Annotated in this window: 13 protein-coding genes and 1 pseudogene; 6 read left to right on the top strand and 8 right to left on the bottom strand. The window is 73.7% G+C overall.

Annotated features, from left to right (window positions below; all coding sequences use genetic code 11):
- Positions 1 to 56: 56 nt before the first annotated feature.
- Both VM95_RS18350 and VM95_RS18345 read right to left on the bottom strand, forming a co-directional pair.
- Positions 57 to 1,364 (bottom strand): M18 family aminopeptidase, encoded by a 1,308-nt coding sequence (locus VM95_RS18350; RefSeq protein ID WP_045698086.1) that lies wholly within the window; start codon positions 1,362 to 1,364, stop codon positions 57 to 59.
- 333 nt (positions 1,365 to 1,697) lie between these two features.
- Positions 1,698 to 3,527 (bottom strand): acyl-CoA dehydrogenase, encoded by a 1,830-nt coding sequence (locus VM95_RS18345; RefSeq protein ID WP_045698084.1) that lies wholly within the window; start codon positions 3,525 to 3,527, stop codon positions 1,698 to 1,700.
- A gap of 215 nt (positions 3,528 to 3,742) precedes the next feature.
- On the opposite strand from VM95_RS18345, the gene VM95_RS18340 reads away from it, so the two are divergent.
- Together VM95_RS18340 and VM95_RS18335 are read left to right on the top strand one after the other, a co-directional pair.
- Positions 3,743 to 4,246: an SseB family protein gene (locus tag VM95_RS18340; RefSeq protein WP_045698081.1), complete on the top strand. Its 504-nt coding sequence runs from the start codon at positions 3,743 to 3,745 to the stop codon at positions 4,244 to 4,246.
- 178 nt (positions 4,247 to 4,424) lie between these two features.
- Positions 4,425 to 5,387, top strand: a complete 963-nt coding sequence (locus VM95_RS18335) for a pirin family protein (protein WP_045698080.1) — start codon at positions 4,425 to 4,427, stop codon at positions 5,385 to 5,387.
- Between the two features lie 83 nt (positions 5,388 to 5,470).
- Here VM95_RS18335 and VM95_RS18330 read toward each other — a convergent pair whose 3' ends face one another.
- Positions 5,471 to 6,292, bottom strand: coding sequence for a protein phosphatase 2C domain-containing protein (locus tag VM95_RS18330; protein WP_045698078.1), 822 nt, complete (start codon positions 6,290 to 6,292; stop codon positions 5,471 to 5,473).
- Positions 6,293 to 6,496: 204 nt separating this feature from the next.
- Here VM95_RS18330 and VM95_RS45230 point away from each other — a divergent pair, with 204 nt between their 5' ends.
- Positions 6,497 to 6,628, top strand: a complete 132-nt coding sequence (locus VM95_RS45230) for a hypothetical protein (RefSeq protein ID WP_279616833.1) — start codon at positions 6,497 to 6,499, stop codon at positions 6,626 to 6,628.
- Positions 6,629 to 6,639: 11 nt separating this feature from the next.
- On the opposite strand, the gene VM95_RS18325 is transcribed toward VM95_RS45230, so the two are convergent.
- Together VM95_RS18325 and VM95_RS18320 are read right to left on the bottom strand one after the other, a co-directional pair.
- Positions 6,640 to 7,248, bottom strand: coding sequence for a TIGR03086 family metal-binding protein (locus tag VM95_RS18325; protein ID WP_045698075.1), 609 nt, complete (start codon positions 7,246 to 7,248; stop codon positions 6,640 to 6,642).
- Positions 7,245 to 8,123, bottom strand: a complete 879-nt coding sequence (locus VM95_RS18320; RefSeq protein ID WP_244178834.1) for an alpha/beta hydrolase — start codon at positions 8,121 to 8,123, stop codon at positions 7,245 to 7,247. Before VM95_RS18320 ends, VM95_RS18325 begins: the two co-directional genes overlap by 4 nt.
- Before the next feature lie 160 nt (positions 8,124 to 8,283).
- On the opposite strand from VM95_RS18320, the gene VM95_RS18315 reads away from it, so the two are divergent.
- Positions 8,284 to 8,925 (top strand): TetR/AcrR family transcriptional regulator, encoded by a 642-nt coding sequence (locus VM95_RS18315; protein WP_045698071.1) that lies wholly within the window; start codon positions 8,284 to 8,286, stop codon positions 8,923 to 8,925.
- Here the strand turns inward: VM95_RS18315 and VM95_RS18310 are convergent.
- Both VM95_RS18310 and VM95_RS18305 read right to left on the bottom strand, forming a co-directional pair.
- Entirely contained in the window at positions 8,922 to 10,232 is a 1,311-nt protein-coding gene (locus VM95_RS18310; protein WP_045698070.1) for an amidase, read from the bottom strand. The two genes, VM95_RS18315 and VM95_RS18310, sit on opposite strands and share 4 nt — an antisense overlap.
- 26 nt (positions 10,233 to 10,258) lie before the next feature.
- On the bottom strand, positions 10,259 to 10,489 hold the full coding sequence (locus VM95_RS18305) for a hypothetical protein (RefSeq protein WP_045698069.1): 231 nt from the start codon (positions 10,487 to 10,489) through the stop codon (positions 10,259 to 10,261).
- 182 nt (positions 10,490 to 10,671) lie between these two features.
- On the opposite strand from VM95_RS18305, the gene VM95_RS45225 reads away from it, so the two are divergent.
- Together VM95_RS45225 and VM95_RS18295 are read left to right on the top strand one after the other, a co-directional pair.
- Positions 10,672 to 11,595, top strand: a complete 924-nt coding sequence (locus tag VM95_RS45225) for an LAETG motif-containing sortase-dependent surface protein (RefSeq protein ID WP_045698068.1) — start codon at positions 10,672 to 10,674, stop codon at positions 11,593 to 11,595.
- 104 nt (positions 11,596 to 11,699) lie between these two features.
- Entirely contained in the window at positions 11,700 to 12,380 is a 681-nt protein-coding gene (locus tag VM95_RS18295; protein ID WP_045698067.1) for a hypothetical protein, read from the top strand.
- Positions 12,381 to 12,457: 77 nt separating this feature from the next.
- Here the strand turns inward: VM95_RS18295 and VM95_RS44455 are convergent.
- A pseudogene (locus VM95_RS44455) lies at positions 12,458 to 12,700 on the bottom strand (ATP-binding protein); the annotation flags it as partial.

The raw sequence follows: 12,700 nt of genomic DNA, 5'->3' as shown, positions 1-12,700 counted from the left end.
AGCGCGCGGAAGGGGCCCGGCGGAGAACCGCCGGGCCCCTTCTCGCTCGGGGGGCGTCAGCCCTCCAGGAACGCCTTGAGCGCGCTGGCCAGCAGGTGCGGGTCCTCGGCGCCGCACAGCTCGCGCGCCGAGTGCATGGACAGCGCCGCGATGCCGCAGTCCACCGTCTTGATGCCCAGGCGTGCCGCCGTGATCGGGCCGATCGTCGTGCCGCAGGCGACGGCGTTGTTGGAGACGAAGGTCTGCCACGGCACGCCGGCCTTCTCGCAGGCGGCCGCGAAGACCGCCCGGCCGACGCCGTCGGTCGCGTAGCGGTTGTTGACGTTGACCTTGAGGATCGGCCCGCCGTTGGGCACCGGGTGGTGGCCCGGCTCGTGCCGCTCGGGGTAGTTCGGGTGGACGGCGTGGCCCATGTCCGAGGACAGGCAGACGGTGCCGGCCAGCGCCCGGGCGCGGTCCTCCGGGGTGCCGCCGCGGGCGTGGATCGTCCGGTCGAGGACGTTGCCGAGCAGCGGGCTCTGCGCCCCGGTGTCGGACTCGCTGCCGGTCTCCTCGTGGTCGAAGGCGGCGAGCACCGGGATGTACGGCAGCGCGGCGGCGCCCTCGGAGGAGGCGACGGCGGCGAGCGCGGCGGTGCCGGCGTGGACGGAGAGCAGGTTGTCCAGGCGGGGGGCGGCCAGCAGTTCGCGGTCGCGGCCCAGGTAGGAGGCCGGCTGGATGTCGTGCGTCATGAGGTCCCAGCCGACGACGTCCTCGGCGGCCAGCCCGGCCCGCTCGGCGACGTAGGCGATCAGCGAGCCCTCGTCGACCGGGCCGAGGCCCCAGATCGGGGTGAGGTGGCGCTGGCGGTCGAGCTTCATGCCGTCGTTGACGGAGCGGTCCAGGTGGATCGCGAGCTGCGGCACTCGCAGCAGCGGCTCGTCCAGCTGGACGAGCCGCGCGCTGCCGTCCTTGAGCGCGAGTCTGCCGGAGAGGCCGAGGTCCCGGTCGAGCCAGGTGTTCAGCGGGACGCCGCCGTAGATCTCCACCGCGACCTGCCGCCAGCCGGCCGAGCCGGTGTCCGGGACGGGCTTGACCCGCAGGTTCGGCGAGTCGGTGTGGGTGCCGACGACCCGGAACGGGGTCTCCGGGCCCGCGCCCTCCGGCAGGTACCAGGCGATCAGCGCGCCGCCCCGGACCAGGTAGCGCCCGCCGGGGGCGGCGTCCCAGGCCTCGGTCTCGGAGACCTTCCGGAAGCCCGCCTTCTCCAGCCGCTCCGCGGCGCTCGCGACCGCGTGGTACGGGGATGGCGAGGTCCCGAGGAACGCGATCAGATCGTCACTGTGCGTACGGTCGAAGTAGGCCTGCTGGGCGGCGGTCGACATGCTGCTCCTGGGTCGAGGGAGGGCCGGAGCCGGATCGGGGAATCGGCTTCGTGTGTCGAGCATATGCCCGTACACGGACAGGACTTCGGGCACCGGCGCAAAGGGTGCAGAACACGGACACAACGCCGACTGCTCTGGTACACCGCGGAAGCCGTCACCCTGAGTCATCGCGGGGTGGGCGCCGGCGCGGAAGGGGGCGAGAAAGGGGGCGAGGAAGGGACGAGCGAGGCGCGCGGAAAAAACACCGAAGGACCCGGTGGCAGCCGGGCCCTTCGGTGTGAGGGTTTTCGTCAGGCGGTCCGCATCACGGAGGCCGGAGGAGGGGTGCAGGCCTTAGAAGGCCTCCTCCGCCAGGTCCATGATCTCGTTGTCGATACCCTCGGCGATCGCCCGCTGCGGGGCGACGGTCGGGAGGATGTTCTTGGCGAAGAAGCGGGCGGCCGCGACCTTGCCCTGGTAGAACGGCACGTCCTTCTCGGAGGCGCCGGCCTCCAGCTTGGCCAGGGCCACCGCGGCCTGGCGCAGCAGCAGCCAGCCGATGACGACGTCACCGGAGACCATCAGCAGGCGGGTGGTGTTGAGGCCCACCTTGTACATGTTCTTGACGTCCTGCTCGACCGAGGTGAGGTCGGCCAGCAGCTTGCCGACGATCGCCTCCAGGTCGCCGGCGGCCTTGGCGAGCAGCTCGCGCTCGGCGGCCAGGGCCTCGCCGCCCTCGGCCGAGCCGAGGAACTTCTGGATCTGCTCGGACAGCGCGGTCAGCGCCTGGCCGCCGTCCTTGACGATCTTGCGGAAGAAGAAGTCCTGGCCCTGGATCGCCGTGGTGCCCTCGTAGAGGGTGTCGATCTTGGCGTCGCGGATGTACTGCTCGAGCGGGTACTCCTGCAGGTAGCCGGAGCCGCCGAAGGTCTGCAGGGACTGCGCGAGCTGCTCGTAGGAGCGCTCCGAGCCGTAGCCCTTGACGATCGGCAGGAGCAGGTCGTTCAGGCGCTCGGCGGCCTCGTCGCGCTCGCCGCGCAGCTTGGCGATCGCCATGTCGTCCTGGACGGACGCGGTGAACAGGACCAGCGCGCGCATGCCCTCGGCGTAGGCCTTCTGGGTCATCAGCGAGCGGCGCACGTCGGGGTGGTGGGTGATGGTGACGCGCGGGGCGGTCTTGTCCAGGAACTGCGAGATGTCGGCGCCCTGCACGCGCTCCTTGGCGTACTCCAGCGCGTTCAGGTAGCCGGTGGAGAGGGTGGCGATGGCCTTCGTGCCGACCATCATGCGGGCGAACTCGATGATCTTGAACATCTGGCGGATGCCGTCGATCTTCTCGCCCAGCAGCCAGCCCTTGGCCGGGTGCTTGGCACCGAAGGTCATCTCGCAGGTGTTGGAGGCCTTGAGGCCCATCTTGTGCTCGACGTTGGTGGCGTAGACGCCGTTGCGCTCGCCCAGCTCGCCGGTCTCCCAGTCGAAGTCGAACTTCGGGACGACGAACAGGCCCAGGCCCTTGGTGCCCGGCTTGCCGCCCTCGGGGCGGGCCAGCACCATGTGGATGATGTTCTCGGACATGTCGTGCTCGCCCGAGGTGATGAAGCGCTTCACACCCTCGATGTGCCAGGAGCCGTCCTCCTGCTGGATCGCCTTGGTGCGGCCGGCGCCCACGTCGGAGCCCGCGTCGGGCTCGGTGAGGACCATCGTCGAGCCCCAGAGGCCGTCGGTCATCCGCTGGGCGATCTTCAGCTGCTCCTCGGTGCCCTCCTCGGCGATGACGCCGGCGAAGGCCGGGCCGGAGGAGTACATCCAGATGGCCGGGTTGGAGCCCAGGATCTGCTCGGCGAAGGCCCAGATCAGGGAGTTCGGGGTGACCTGGCCACCGATCGACTCCGGGATGCCCAGGCGCCACCACTCGGCGTCCATGAAGGTCTGGTAGCTCTTCTTGAACGCGGCCGGGATCGGCGCGGTGTTGGTCTCCGGGTCGAAGACCGGGGGGTTGCGGTCGGTGTCGGCGTAGGACGCGGCGAGGTCGTTCTCGGCGAGGCGCGAGATCTCGCTCAGGATGTTCTTCGCGGTCTCGACGTCCATGTCCGCGAACGGTCCGGTGCCGTACACCTGGTCGCGGCCGAACACCTCGAAGAGGTTGAACTCCACGTCCCGCAGGTTGGACTTGTAGTGACCCATGGCCGTTTTCTCCGGTTCGTCGCTTGCGGGAGACCGCCGTATCTCGGGCGCCCCGTACCCACCAGTAGGCATCATGATGCTACCCAGCGGTAACTTCAGCAAGCCCCCGGCAGTGAATCCGCCGTGAACGTGGTCACGTCCCACAAGGCGGGACGACCACCTCTTGTCAGGATCGACGCCAGCGCGGGCGGGTGCGCTCCCGCTAGCCTGTCCGTGTGTACGGATATGACCAGAACGCATACCCGGGCGACCCCTACCAGCAGCAGGCGGGTCCGCAGCCGGGCATGAACGGCATGCCCGGACCCGACGCCTACGGCGCCCAGGCGCAGGCCTCGCAGCAGTCCCTGTACCCGGAGCCCTCCCCGCCCTCGCTCGCGGACGCGGTCCGGGCCTTCACCACCGGCTCGATGGCGGTCGAGGACTTCCAGGCGATCTTCATCACCTCCAAGGTGCACTGCCCGCGCGGCGAGCGCCCCGGCTTCCTGGCGCTGCACAACACGCCGACGCCGGTGATCCCGATGTTCAGCTCGCTCAAGGAGCTGCGCCGCTACGCCGGCAAGGACTCCAAGCACTTCACCGTCACCGGCGCCGAGGTCCTGGACCTGCTGCCGACCGGCTACGGCTTCGCGCTGGACATGGAGGGCGAGCACCGGATGGTGTTCGACGCGAAGGCCGTCGAGCAGATGGTCGACTTCACCATGCGCCGGATGTACGGCTGAGCCACCCTTGATACGGCCGATCCGCCCCTAGGACGACCGAGCCACCCCCGCCCGGAGCCGGGAGAGGAGCCCCGCGCTTCCTCGCACCCACATAGTTCAACTTTCAACTTGCTTGTTGTTGAGGATTGAACTATCCTCGTCCACGTAGGCCAGAGGAAACCCCCCGAAGGAGGCCGACATGCCCGCCGTGACCGTCGAGAACCCGCTGACCCTGCCGCGCGTCACCACCCCGGACGCCGCCGCCGCGGTCGCCCGCCCGGTGCTCACCGTGGCCACCGCCCCCGAGGGCTTCGAGGGCGAGGGCTTCCCCGTCCGCCGCGCCTTCGCCAAGATCAACACCAAGTACCTCGACCCGTTCATCATGATGGACCAGATGGGCGAGGTGGACTACGCGGCCGGCGAGCCCAAGGGGACCCCCTGGCACCCGCACCGCGGCTTCGAGACGGTCACCTACATCATCGACGGAACGTTCATCCACCAGGACTCGCACGGCGGCGGCGGCACCATCACCGACGGCGACACCCAGTGGATGACGGCCGGCTCCGGTCTGCTGCACATCGAGACCCCGCCGGAGTCGCTGGTGATGTCCGGCGGCCTGTTCCACGGCCTCCAGCTGTGGGTCAACCTGCCCGCCTCGGACAAGATGATCGCCCCCAAGTACCAGGACATCCGCGGCGGCAGCGTCAAGCTGCTCACCTCCGAGGACGGCGGCGCGCTGCTCCGGGTGATCGCGGGCGAGCTGGACGGCCACCAGGGCCCCGGCGTCACCCACACCCCGATCACCATGATCCACGCGACCCTCAGCCCCGGCGCCTCGGTCACCCTGCCCTGGCGCGCCGACTTCAACGCCCTCGCCTACGGCCTGGCCGGCAGCGGCTCGGCCGGCGCCGAGCGCCGTCCGTTCCACATGGGCCAGGCCGTCGTCTTCGGCGACGGAGACTCCCTCACCATCCGCGCCGACGAGAAGCAGCCGGACTCGCGCAGCTCCACCTTCGAGGTCGTGCTGCTCGGCGGCCTGCCGATCCGCGAACCCGTCGCCTGGTACGGCCCGTTCGTGATGAACAGCCACCGCGAGCTCCAGCAGGCCATGGAGGACTTCCAGGCCGGCCGGCTCGGCACCGTCCCGACCGACGCCCACTAGTCCGAGCCCTCCGGCAAGGACGCCACCCCCGCCACCCCCGGCACCCCCGGCACCCCCGACGCCTCCGCCGTCGTACGCCGCCGCTACAGCAGCGCGTACACGGCGGAGGCGTCGTCGTGCGCCTTGCCGCGCGGCCAGCGCTCGCAGCCCGCGTCCTCCCGCTCCACCGCGCGCACCTGGGCGATCAGCTCGCCCGGCCCGGACTCGTCCAGCAGCCGCAGCACGTCCGCCCAACTGCCCAGCCCGAAGCGCTCGGTGTAGCGCGACGCGCCGTCGGTGAGGGCGGCGAGGGCGCGCAGCCGGTCGATCCGCACGAAGCCGGTCTCGGCGTGGCCGGCGGCGCGCGGGCTGGCCGCGGCGATCCACGGGCCCTCGCCCCGGTTGCGGGCGGCGCGCACGGCCAACGCGTACTCCAGGTGCAGCGCGGCCCGCTCGGCCGTGCCCGGGACGGTCGACCAGACCTGCCGGCGCAGCCCCTCGCCGTCCGGGAAGCGCTGGTTGTCCCCGATCACCTTCGGCGGGCCGTCCTTGAACTCCAGCACCAGCAGGGAGTCGCCGAGCACCAGGTACTCCAGCGACTCCCCGTGCCGTCTGGCGGCGACCACCATGGCGGCGGGCGTGTTCGGGTGGCCGAGGTCGCAGCGGCCGCCGTGCAGCGCGGCCGTCTCGACGATCGCGTCGGCCAGGCACTCGGCGATCGAGCGGTCCACCCGGTCGGTCAGCCGGGCGAGCAGGTGCACGCCCAACCGCCGGACGTACCAGGCCGTTCCGTGCCGGCACCCGGAGTCCAGACCGGCCGGCGAACTCGCGCCGTCCAACAGGACCAGCGCCTCCGGTGAGGCCGCCGCGAAGTCCTCGCTCTCGCGGTCGGGCCGCCGTGCTTCCCCTGCGAGCTGTAGCTGCATCCCGACAGTGTGGCCGCCGCCCGGGCCCCGCGCCCAGACCCGTGCGCCGGTGTGGCGCGGGACGGCCCCCGGGGTCCGGTGGCAGGCGGGGCGATTCGGCCATACCGTCTGATAACGACCGGACGATTCGGCCAATTCGGGCCGTACGGGTTTGGGATCACCTTTCGAGTGCCCGTACGGCCCGGTACTGACGAGGAGCGGATCATGTTCTGGCAGTTCATCGTGGTGCTGGCCGCCGGGCTCGGCTTCCCGGCCGCCGCGCTGCTCTTCCTGATCGGCGGGCCGCGCTTCCCCGACGAGCCGCGCGGGCCGGAGCGGAGCCGGGCCCAGGGCTGAGGCGGCGGGCCTCAGGCCCGCCAGGCCGGGTCGCGGCCGAGCAGGGCCAGGGCCCGGTCGAACCGGCAGACGCCGTCGCCGGGTTCGAGGCCCGGACGGAAGGCGCGGCCGGGCGCCCGGTCCTCCGGCGTGTCCGGGACGGCCCCGGTCACCGCCAGCAGCGCGTCGGCCAGTTCCTCGTCGCGCTCCACCGCCGCGACCAGCCCGGCCGGGCTGCCGAGCGCGGCGGCGACGTCCCAGCCGTGCACCAGGGTGTCGAGCAGGTGGAAGCCCACCGCCTGGCGCAGCGGGAAGGGGCCGCCGTCGCGGATCTCGGGCAGCCAGAGCGGCCGGTCGGCGGCGGCCGCCGCCCGGAAGGCGTCGGTGAGTTCGGCCCCGGTGCGGCGGAAGTCGCCCGCCGGGTCGGCACCGACCGGGGCGTCCGCGAACAGCGCGAGGTCCGGCCCGGCGCCGCGGGCGGCCGCGGCGAAGCCCCGGTGCTGGCCGAGGACGTGCTCCAGCAGCCTGCGCAGCGTCCAGCCGGCGCAGGGGGTGGCCAGGTCCAGCTGGCCGGGCCGTACGGAGTCCACCACCTCGGCGGCCAACTCCAGCGACCTCGCGTGCAGTTCGACGATCCTCATGAGGAAGTCGCCTCCATTCCGGCGGAGATGAAACCGATCACCTGGTCGATGACGGTCGGTTCGGTGACGATGCGTCGGTGGCCCAGCCCCCGGGTGGTCACCAGGTCGAGCCGTTCCCCGTAAGCCCGTTGGAGCCGGTGCGCCTGGCCCGGCGGGACGACGGCGTCCCCCTCGTCGTGCACCGCCAGGATCGGCAGGCCGACCACCGCCGCCTGCCGGGCGGCGTCGTAGCGCTCCCAGACGCCGGCGTCCCCGGCGAACAGCCCGCGCTCGATCTCGCGCCGCAGCGCCTGCTCGACGGTGCCGACCAGCCCGAGCTCGGCGCAGAACGCGGCCGGGAAGAAGCCGACGTCGGACACCCCGGCGACCGCCGCCAGCCGGCCCGCCCGCAGGCCGTCCGCGAGCGCTCCGAACGCCGCGCAGACGCCCAGCGAATGCGCCACGACGGCCTCGAACGGGCCGTACCGCTCCTGGAGTTGCCCTGCCAGCTCGCGGAACTCCAGCACGCTGGTGCTCCGGCCGCCGGAGTCGCCGTGGCCCGGCGCGTCGAAGGCGACGACGCTGAGGCCGAGCGCGCGCAGCCGGGGCACCAGCGGCGCGAAGCGGGAGGCCCGGGAGCGCCAGCCGTGCAGCAGCAGGACGGGCCGCTCGCCGCTGCCCCAGCGGTAGCCGGCCACGGCCGTGCCGTTCACCCGCAGCGGCTCGGCGGCGGCCCGCCCGTGGACGTCCCGTTCCGCCGGGCGCACCCGGCCGCGGCGCAGCGGACGCCGGAACAGTTCGAAGGCGGCCCGCCCGGCGAGGGCGGGGGCGAGCCCGGCGGTGGGGTTGAGGGCGGTGCGGATCAGTGCGCGGGCCGGGTCCATCGGGTCTCCCATCCCTGTCGGCGTCCCTGGCGGCTTCGGCGTGCTCGGTGTCCCTGGCGCGAGATGTTAGCACGATCGTTCGTTCAGTTTTCTGGGCGGCTCCCAGGGGGCCCGACCCCGCCCACGCACTACCCTGGGCGGGCACCCACAGTGAGAAGGGACGGGGCGGACCATGGCCGGACCGACCACCGACAGACGGCTCCTGCGCGGCGAGGAGACCCGCCGGGCAGTGCTGCGCCGCGCGGTCGAGATCGCCTCCGTCGAAGGCCTGGAGGCGCTCTCCATCGGCCGCCTCGCCACCGACCTCGGACTCAGCAAGAGCGGCGTCTTCGCCGGCTTCGGCTCCAAGGAGGAGCTGCAGCTCGCCACCGTCCGGGCCGCCCGCCGGATCTTCGCCGACGCCGTCCTCGCCCCGGTCGCCGACATCCCGCCCGGCCTCGCCAGGGCCCGTGCCCTGTGCGAGGGCTGGCTCGCCTACTCACGGACCCGGGTGTTCCCCGGCGGCTGCTTCTTCTTCGAGGTCACCGCCGAGTTCGACGCCCGCCCCGGCCCCCTCCGGGACGCCCTCGCCGACAGCGCCCGCACCTGGCACCGGATCGTCGAGGACACCCTCGCCGAGGCCCGCACGGCCGGCGCCCTGCGCCCCGACACCGACCTCGGCGACCTCGCCTTCGGCCTGATCGCGCTCCTCGAAGCGGCCAACTCCCAGGCCGTGCTGCACGAGGAGGACACTCCGTACCAGCGGGCCGGCCGCCTCCTGCTGCGCCTGCTGCGCGCCGAGGCCACCGACCCGGCCGACCCCGCCCTCGCCTAACCCCTCATCAGAAGGCCTGCCGGCACCGCGGCCGCGGCCAGCAGCCGCTCGTCGCCGCCCGCCGCGCCGACCAGCTGCAGGCCCAGCGGCAGCCCGTCCGCCGTCCACCCGGCCGGCAGGCTCAGCGCGGGCAGGCCGAGGTAGCTCCACGGCAGCGACATCACCGTGTCCCCGGTGCTGTGCAGGCCCTCCGGCGCTCCGCCGGTCGCGGACGGCGCCAGCCACACGTCCACCCCGGCCGCGGCCGTCGCCTCCGCCACCCGCTCGCGCAGCCGCTCCCGGGCCGTCAGCGCGGCCGCCCGGTCCTCCGCCGCGACGCCCTGGCCGACCCGGATGCTCGCCGCCGTCTCCGGCCGGTACAGGCCGCCGAACCGGGCGAACCAGTCGGCGTGGCCGCGGGCCAGCTCGAAGCGGTTGACCGTCCGCAACTGCCGGGTGATCTCCGCGAAGTCGGGGAACAGCGGCACCCGCCGCACCGCGAGCCCGGCCGCCGCCAGCCGTGCCACCTGCTCCTCGAAGGCGCGCAGCGCCGCCGGCTCGGCCCGTTCCAGGTACGGCCCGTCCGGCACGCCCAGCACGGGTTCGGGCACCGGCCCGGGATCCGTCCGCCAGCCGTCGCAGAGCAGCCCGGCGGCCAGCGCCGCGCCGGCCACGTCGGCGGTGAACACGCCCAGGGTGTCGAGGCTCGGCGCGTTCGGGACCACCCCCGCGACCGGGATCCGCCCGTACGTCGGCCGGAAGCCCACCACCCCGCAGTACGCGGCCGGCCGGATCACCGAACCGACCGTCTGGGTCCCCACCGCCAGCGGCACCAGCCCCGCCGCGACCGCCGCCGCCGACCCGCTGCTGGACCCGCCCGGGGTGTGCCCGGGGTGGTGCGGATTGCGGGTCGGCCCGGGGGCGCTCGCGGCGAACTCCGCCGTCACCGTCTTGCCGCCGACCAGCGCCCCCGCCGCCCGCAGCCGGTCCACCACCACGGCCTGCGGCCCGGCCAGCACGCCCGGCGGCAGCGCGGAGCCGGCGTGCGTGGGCAGCCCGTCCACGTGCACGACGTCCTTGACCCCCACCACCACCCCGTACAGCGGCGGCCGCCCGGCCGGCTCCGGGTACCGCGCCGCCAACTCCCCGGCCTGCGCGCGCAGCCGCCCGTGCCGCCCCGACTCCGGCACGAACGCGTGGATCAGCGGGTCGACCCGCTCGACCCGCGCGCAGAACCGGTCCACGTACGCGGTCAAGTCGGGCCGCCCGGCCCGGAGTTCGGCCGCCTCACGGGTCAACGGGCGCGGCCGGACGAGGGGTTCCGCCATGCCGACCACGGTAGCCCCGGCCCCGCCTACGGGTGCTCGGCCGCCAGGTACGGCTGCTCGCGCAGGAAGTACGCCCCGCAGGTGTGGCAGCACAGCTCCGGGGTCCGCCCCCAGTCCACCGCCTCCCGGACCGGGCCGTCCGCGGCCAACTCCCGCCCGCACATCGCCACGCTGTCCTCGCCCCGGACCATGTGCCACAGCCGCACACCGCCCGACGCCCCCTCGGCCCCGAACTCCGCTCGCATCTGGTGCCTCATGCCCCCCATCGTCCGACCACCCGCCACCCCCGGCAACCGGGGCAGGCCGGGCTCGCCCCCACCGGAATCCGGCCACGGCCGCCCGGTAGGGTGCCCGGGCGCGACCGCCTTCGACCGTCCCCGTCGAGCCGCCAAGTCGCGCCGAAACCGGCATTATTCACCCAAACCTGGAGCCTTCTCCCGTGCGCTCTTCTCGCATACTGGCCGCATCCGCCCTGGTTGCCCTGTCCCTCGGCGCCACGATCGGCACCACCACGGCGAGCGCGGTCGGCGTCCCCGCCACCCCGACCCCCACCGGCACCGCGACCGTCCCGGCACCGGCCCCGGCCACCCCGACCGCCACCGCGACCACCCCGGGCACCCCGGCCCCGACCGGCACCGCCACGAACAAGCCGATCCCGGCCCCCACCACCGGCCCGGACAACCGCTGCCACGGCGGCGTCTACCAGAGCAACCTGCTCAAGGTCACCGGCACCGGCCTGTACGGCACCACCCTGGTCAAGGGCGGCCCCGCCGCCGAGATCACCCTGACCTGGGAGAACAAGAGCGGCGTCGACCTGCCCGCCGTCCACAACGGCCTGTACGTCACCGACGAGTTCGACGCCCCGCGCCCGGTCGACTGGAGCACCGACTTCTTCGACGTCCAGCTGGACACCGGCGCCGGCTGGAAGCCCATGAAGCTCAACGACCGGGCCTTCCAGGTGCCCGACTTCAAGCTGGCCAAGGGCGAGAAGCTCACCTACAAGGTCCGGATCGCCGCCACCGCCAAGGCCCCGGTCGGCCGCTACGGCGCGAACTACGAGGCGGGCTCGGACTCCTTCGACAACGACAAGGTCCCCACCCCGGCCAACAACAAGGCGCAGGCCTGCACGCAGTTCCTCGACGACTACCAGGGCCAGTTCCAGGTCGCCGAGGCCGGTGCCGCGACGACCCCGGCCGCTGCTCCCGCCACGGTCTCCGCCTCGCCGTCCGCGGGCCCGCACCTGGCCGAGACCGGCAGCAGCTCCACCACCCTGCCGATCGCCCTCGGCGGCGCGGCCGTCCTGGCCGCGGGCGCCGGGACGCTGTTCGTGCTCCGCCGCCGCAAGGCCGGCGCGCACGGCTGACCGCTCGTGCGATGAACCCGAGGGGTGCGGACAACCGTTCGCACCCCTCGGTGGTCTGGCAACCGGAGACGTGTAGTACCCCGACCCACCGCTGGAGCCCGCCGATGCGTTCCCCCCGCCTGCCCGCCGCCTGCGCCGTCCTCGTGCTCACGGCCGGCACGGCTGCCCTCGGCGCGGCCCCCGCCCTCGCCGACGACGCCTCGCCCACCGCGACGCCGTCCGCCACCGGCTCGCCCTGGCCCGCGGACTGCCCCGAGGGGCCGATGGCCTCCCCCCTGCCCGTCACCGGGAGCGGCGGGGCCACGGGGGAGCTCGCGATCACCTTCGACAACACCAGCACGGCGACGATCCGCGAGCTGGCCACCACCCTGGCCCTCGCGGACGGCGGCAGCGACCTCGCCGTCGAACTCCGCGCGCCCGGCGGCGACTGGAAGCCGCTCACCCTCTCCGGCACCCCCGTCGACGCCGGCCACCACCAGCTCGCGCCGGGCCACAAGCTCACCCTCCAGCTGCGGACCACCGCGCCCGGCGGCCACCGCCTCACCGTCACCGCGAAGTCCGAGCTCCTCCCGAGCGGCTCCGCCCCGGCGAAGAAGTACACCTGCCCCCAGCTCACCGGCAGCTACACCGGCACCCTCACCGGCCCCGCCCGCCCGAACCCCACCCGCCTCGCCGACACCGGCGCCGGCACCGCCTCCCGCCCCCTCGCCATCACCGGCACCGCCACCCTCCTCCTCGGCCCCGCCCTCCTCCTCCCCGCCCGCCGCCGCCCGGCCGACGACTGACCGACGACTGACCACCGCGCCGGAAGTCGACCCCGCCGACTTCCTGCTCCCCTGCCGCCGAATACCGCGGCGCAGCGCTACGAGGCCGCCCGCAGCAGCGCGCCGTCCTGCCACTTGAGGATCTTGTCGAAGCTGACGATGGCGCCGCGGAGGGGGTGGTTGCGGAGTTGGACGTGGTCGGTGAGCGCGTGGATGAGGAAGAGGCCGCGGCCGGATTCGGCGGTGAGGTCGGGGAGGGTGTCGAGGTCGACCGGGCGCAGGGTGGGGGCGGTGGGCCGGTGGGGGAGGACGTGGGTGTCGTACGGGTGGCCGTCGCGGCG

The organism is Streptomyces rubellomurinus, from assembly GCF_000961885.1.
GTDB lineage: Bacteria > Actinomycetota > Actinomycetes > Streptomycetales > Streptomycetaceae > Kitasatospora > Kitasatospora rubellomurina.
The sequence above is the reverse complement of the archived record's forward strand: the minus strand, read 5'-3'. Positions and strand labels throughout refer to the sequence as shown.

Bases quoted from the DNA above. Each gene is read 5' to 3' on its own strand.
- VM95_RS18350 (WP_045698086.1), bottom strand. From the start codon at position 1,364: ATGTCGACCGCCGCCCAGCAGGCCTACTTCGACCGTACGCACAGTGAC.
- VM95_RS18345 (WP_045698084.1), bottom strand. From the start codon at position 3,527: ATGGGTCACTACAAGTCCAACCTGCGGGACGTGGAGTTCAACCTCTTC.
- VM95_RS18335 (WP_045698080.1), top strand. From the start codon at position 4,425: ATGCCCGCCGTGACCGTCGAGAACCCGCTGACCCTGCCGCGCGTCACC.
- VM95_RS18330 (WP_045698078.1), bottom strand. From the start codon at position 6,292: ATGCAGCTACAGCTCGCAGGGGAAGCACGGCGGCCCGACCGCGAGAGC.
- VM95_RS45230 (WP_279616833.1), top strand. From the start codon at position 6,497: ATGTTCTGGCAGTTCATCGTGGTGCTGGCCGCCGGGCTCGGCTTCCCG.
- VM95_RS18325 (WP_045698075.1), bottom strand. From the start codon at position 7,248: ATGAGGATCGTCGAACTGCACGCGAGGTCGCTGGAGTTGGCCGCCGAG.
- VM95_RS18320 (WP_244178834.1), bottom strand. From the start codon at position 8,123: ATGGGAGACCCGATGGACCCGGCCCGCGCACTGATCCGCACCGCCCTC.
- VM95_RS18315 (WP_045698071.1), top strand. From the start codon at position 8,284: ATGGCCGGACCGACCACCGACAGACGGCTCCTGCGCGGCGAGGAGACC.
- VM95_RS18310 (WP_045698070.1), bottom strand. From the start codon at position 10,232: ATGGCGGAACCCCTCGTCCGGCCGCGCCCGTTGACCCGTGAGGCGGCC.
- VM95_RS18305 (WP_045698069.1), bottom strand. From the start codon at position 10,489: ATGAGGCACCAGATGCGAGCGGAGTTCGGGGCCGAGGGGGCGTCGGGC.
- VM95_RS18295 (WP_045698067.1), top strand. From the start codon at position 11,700: ATGCGTTCCCCCCGCCTGCCCGCCGCCTGCGCCGTCCTCGTGCTCACG.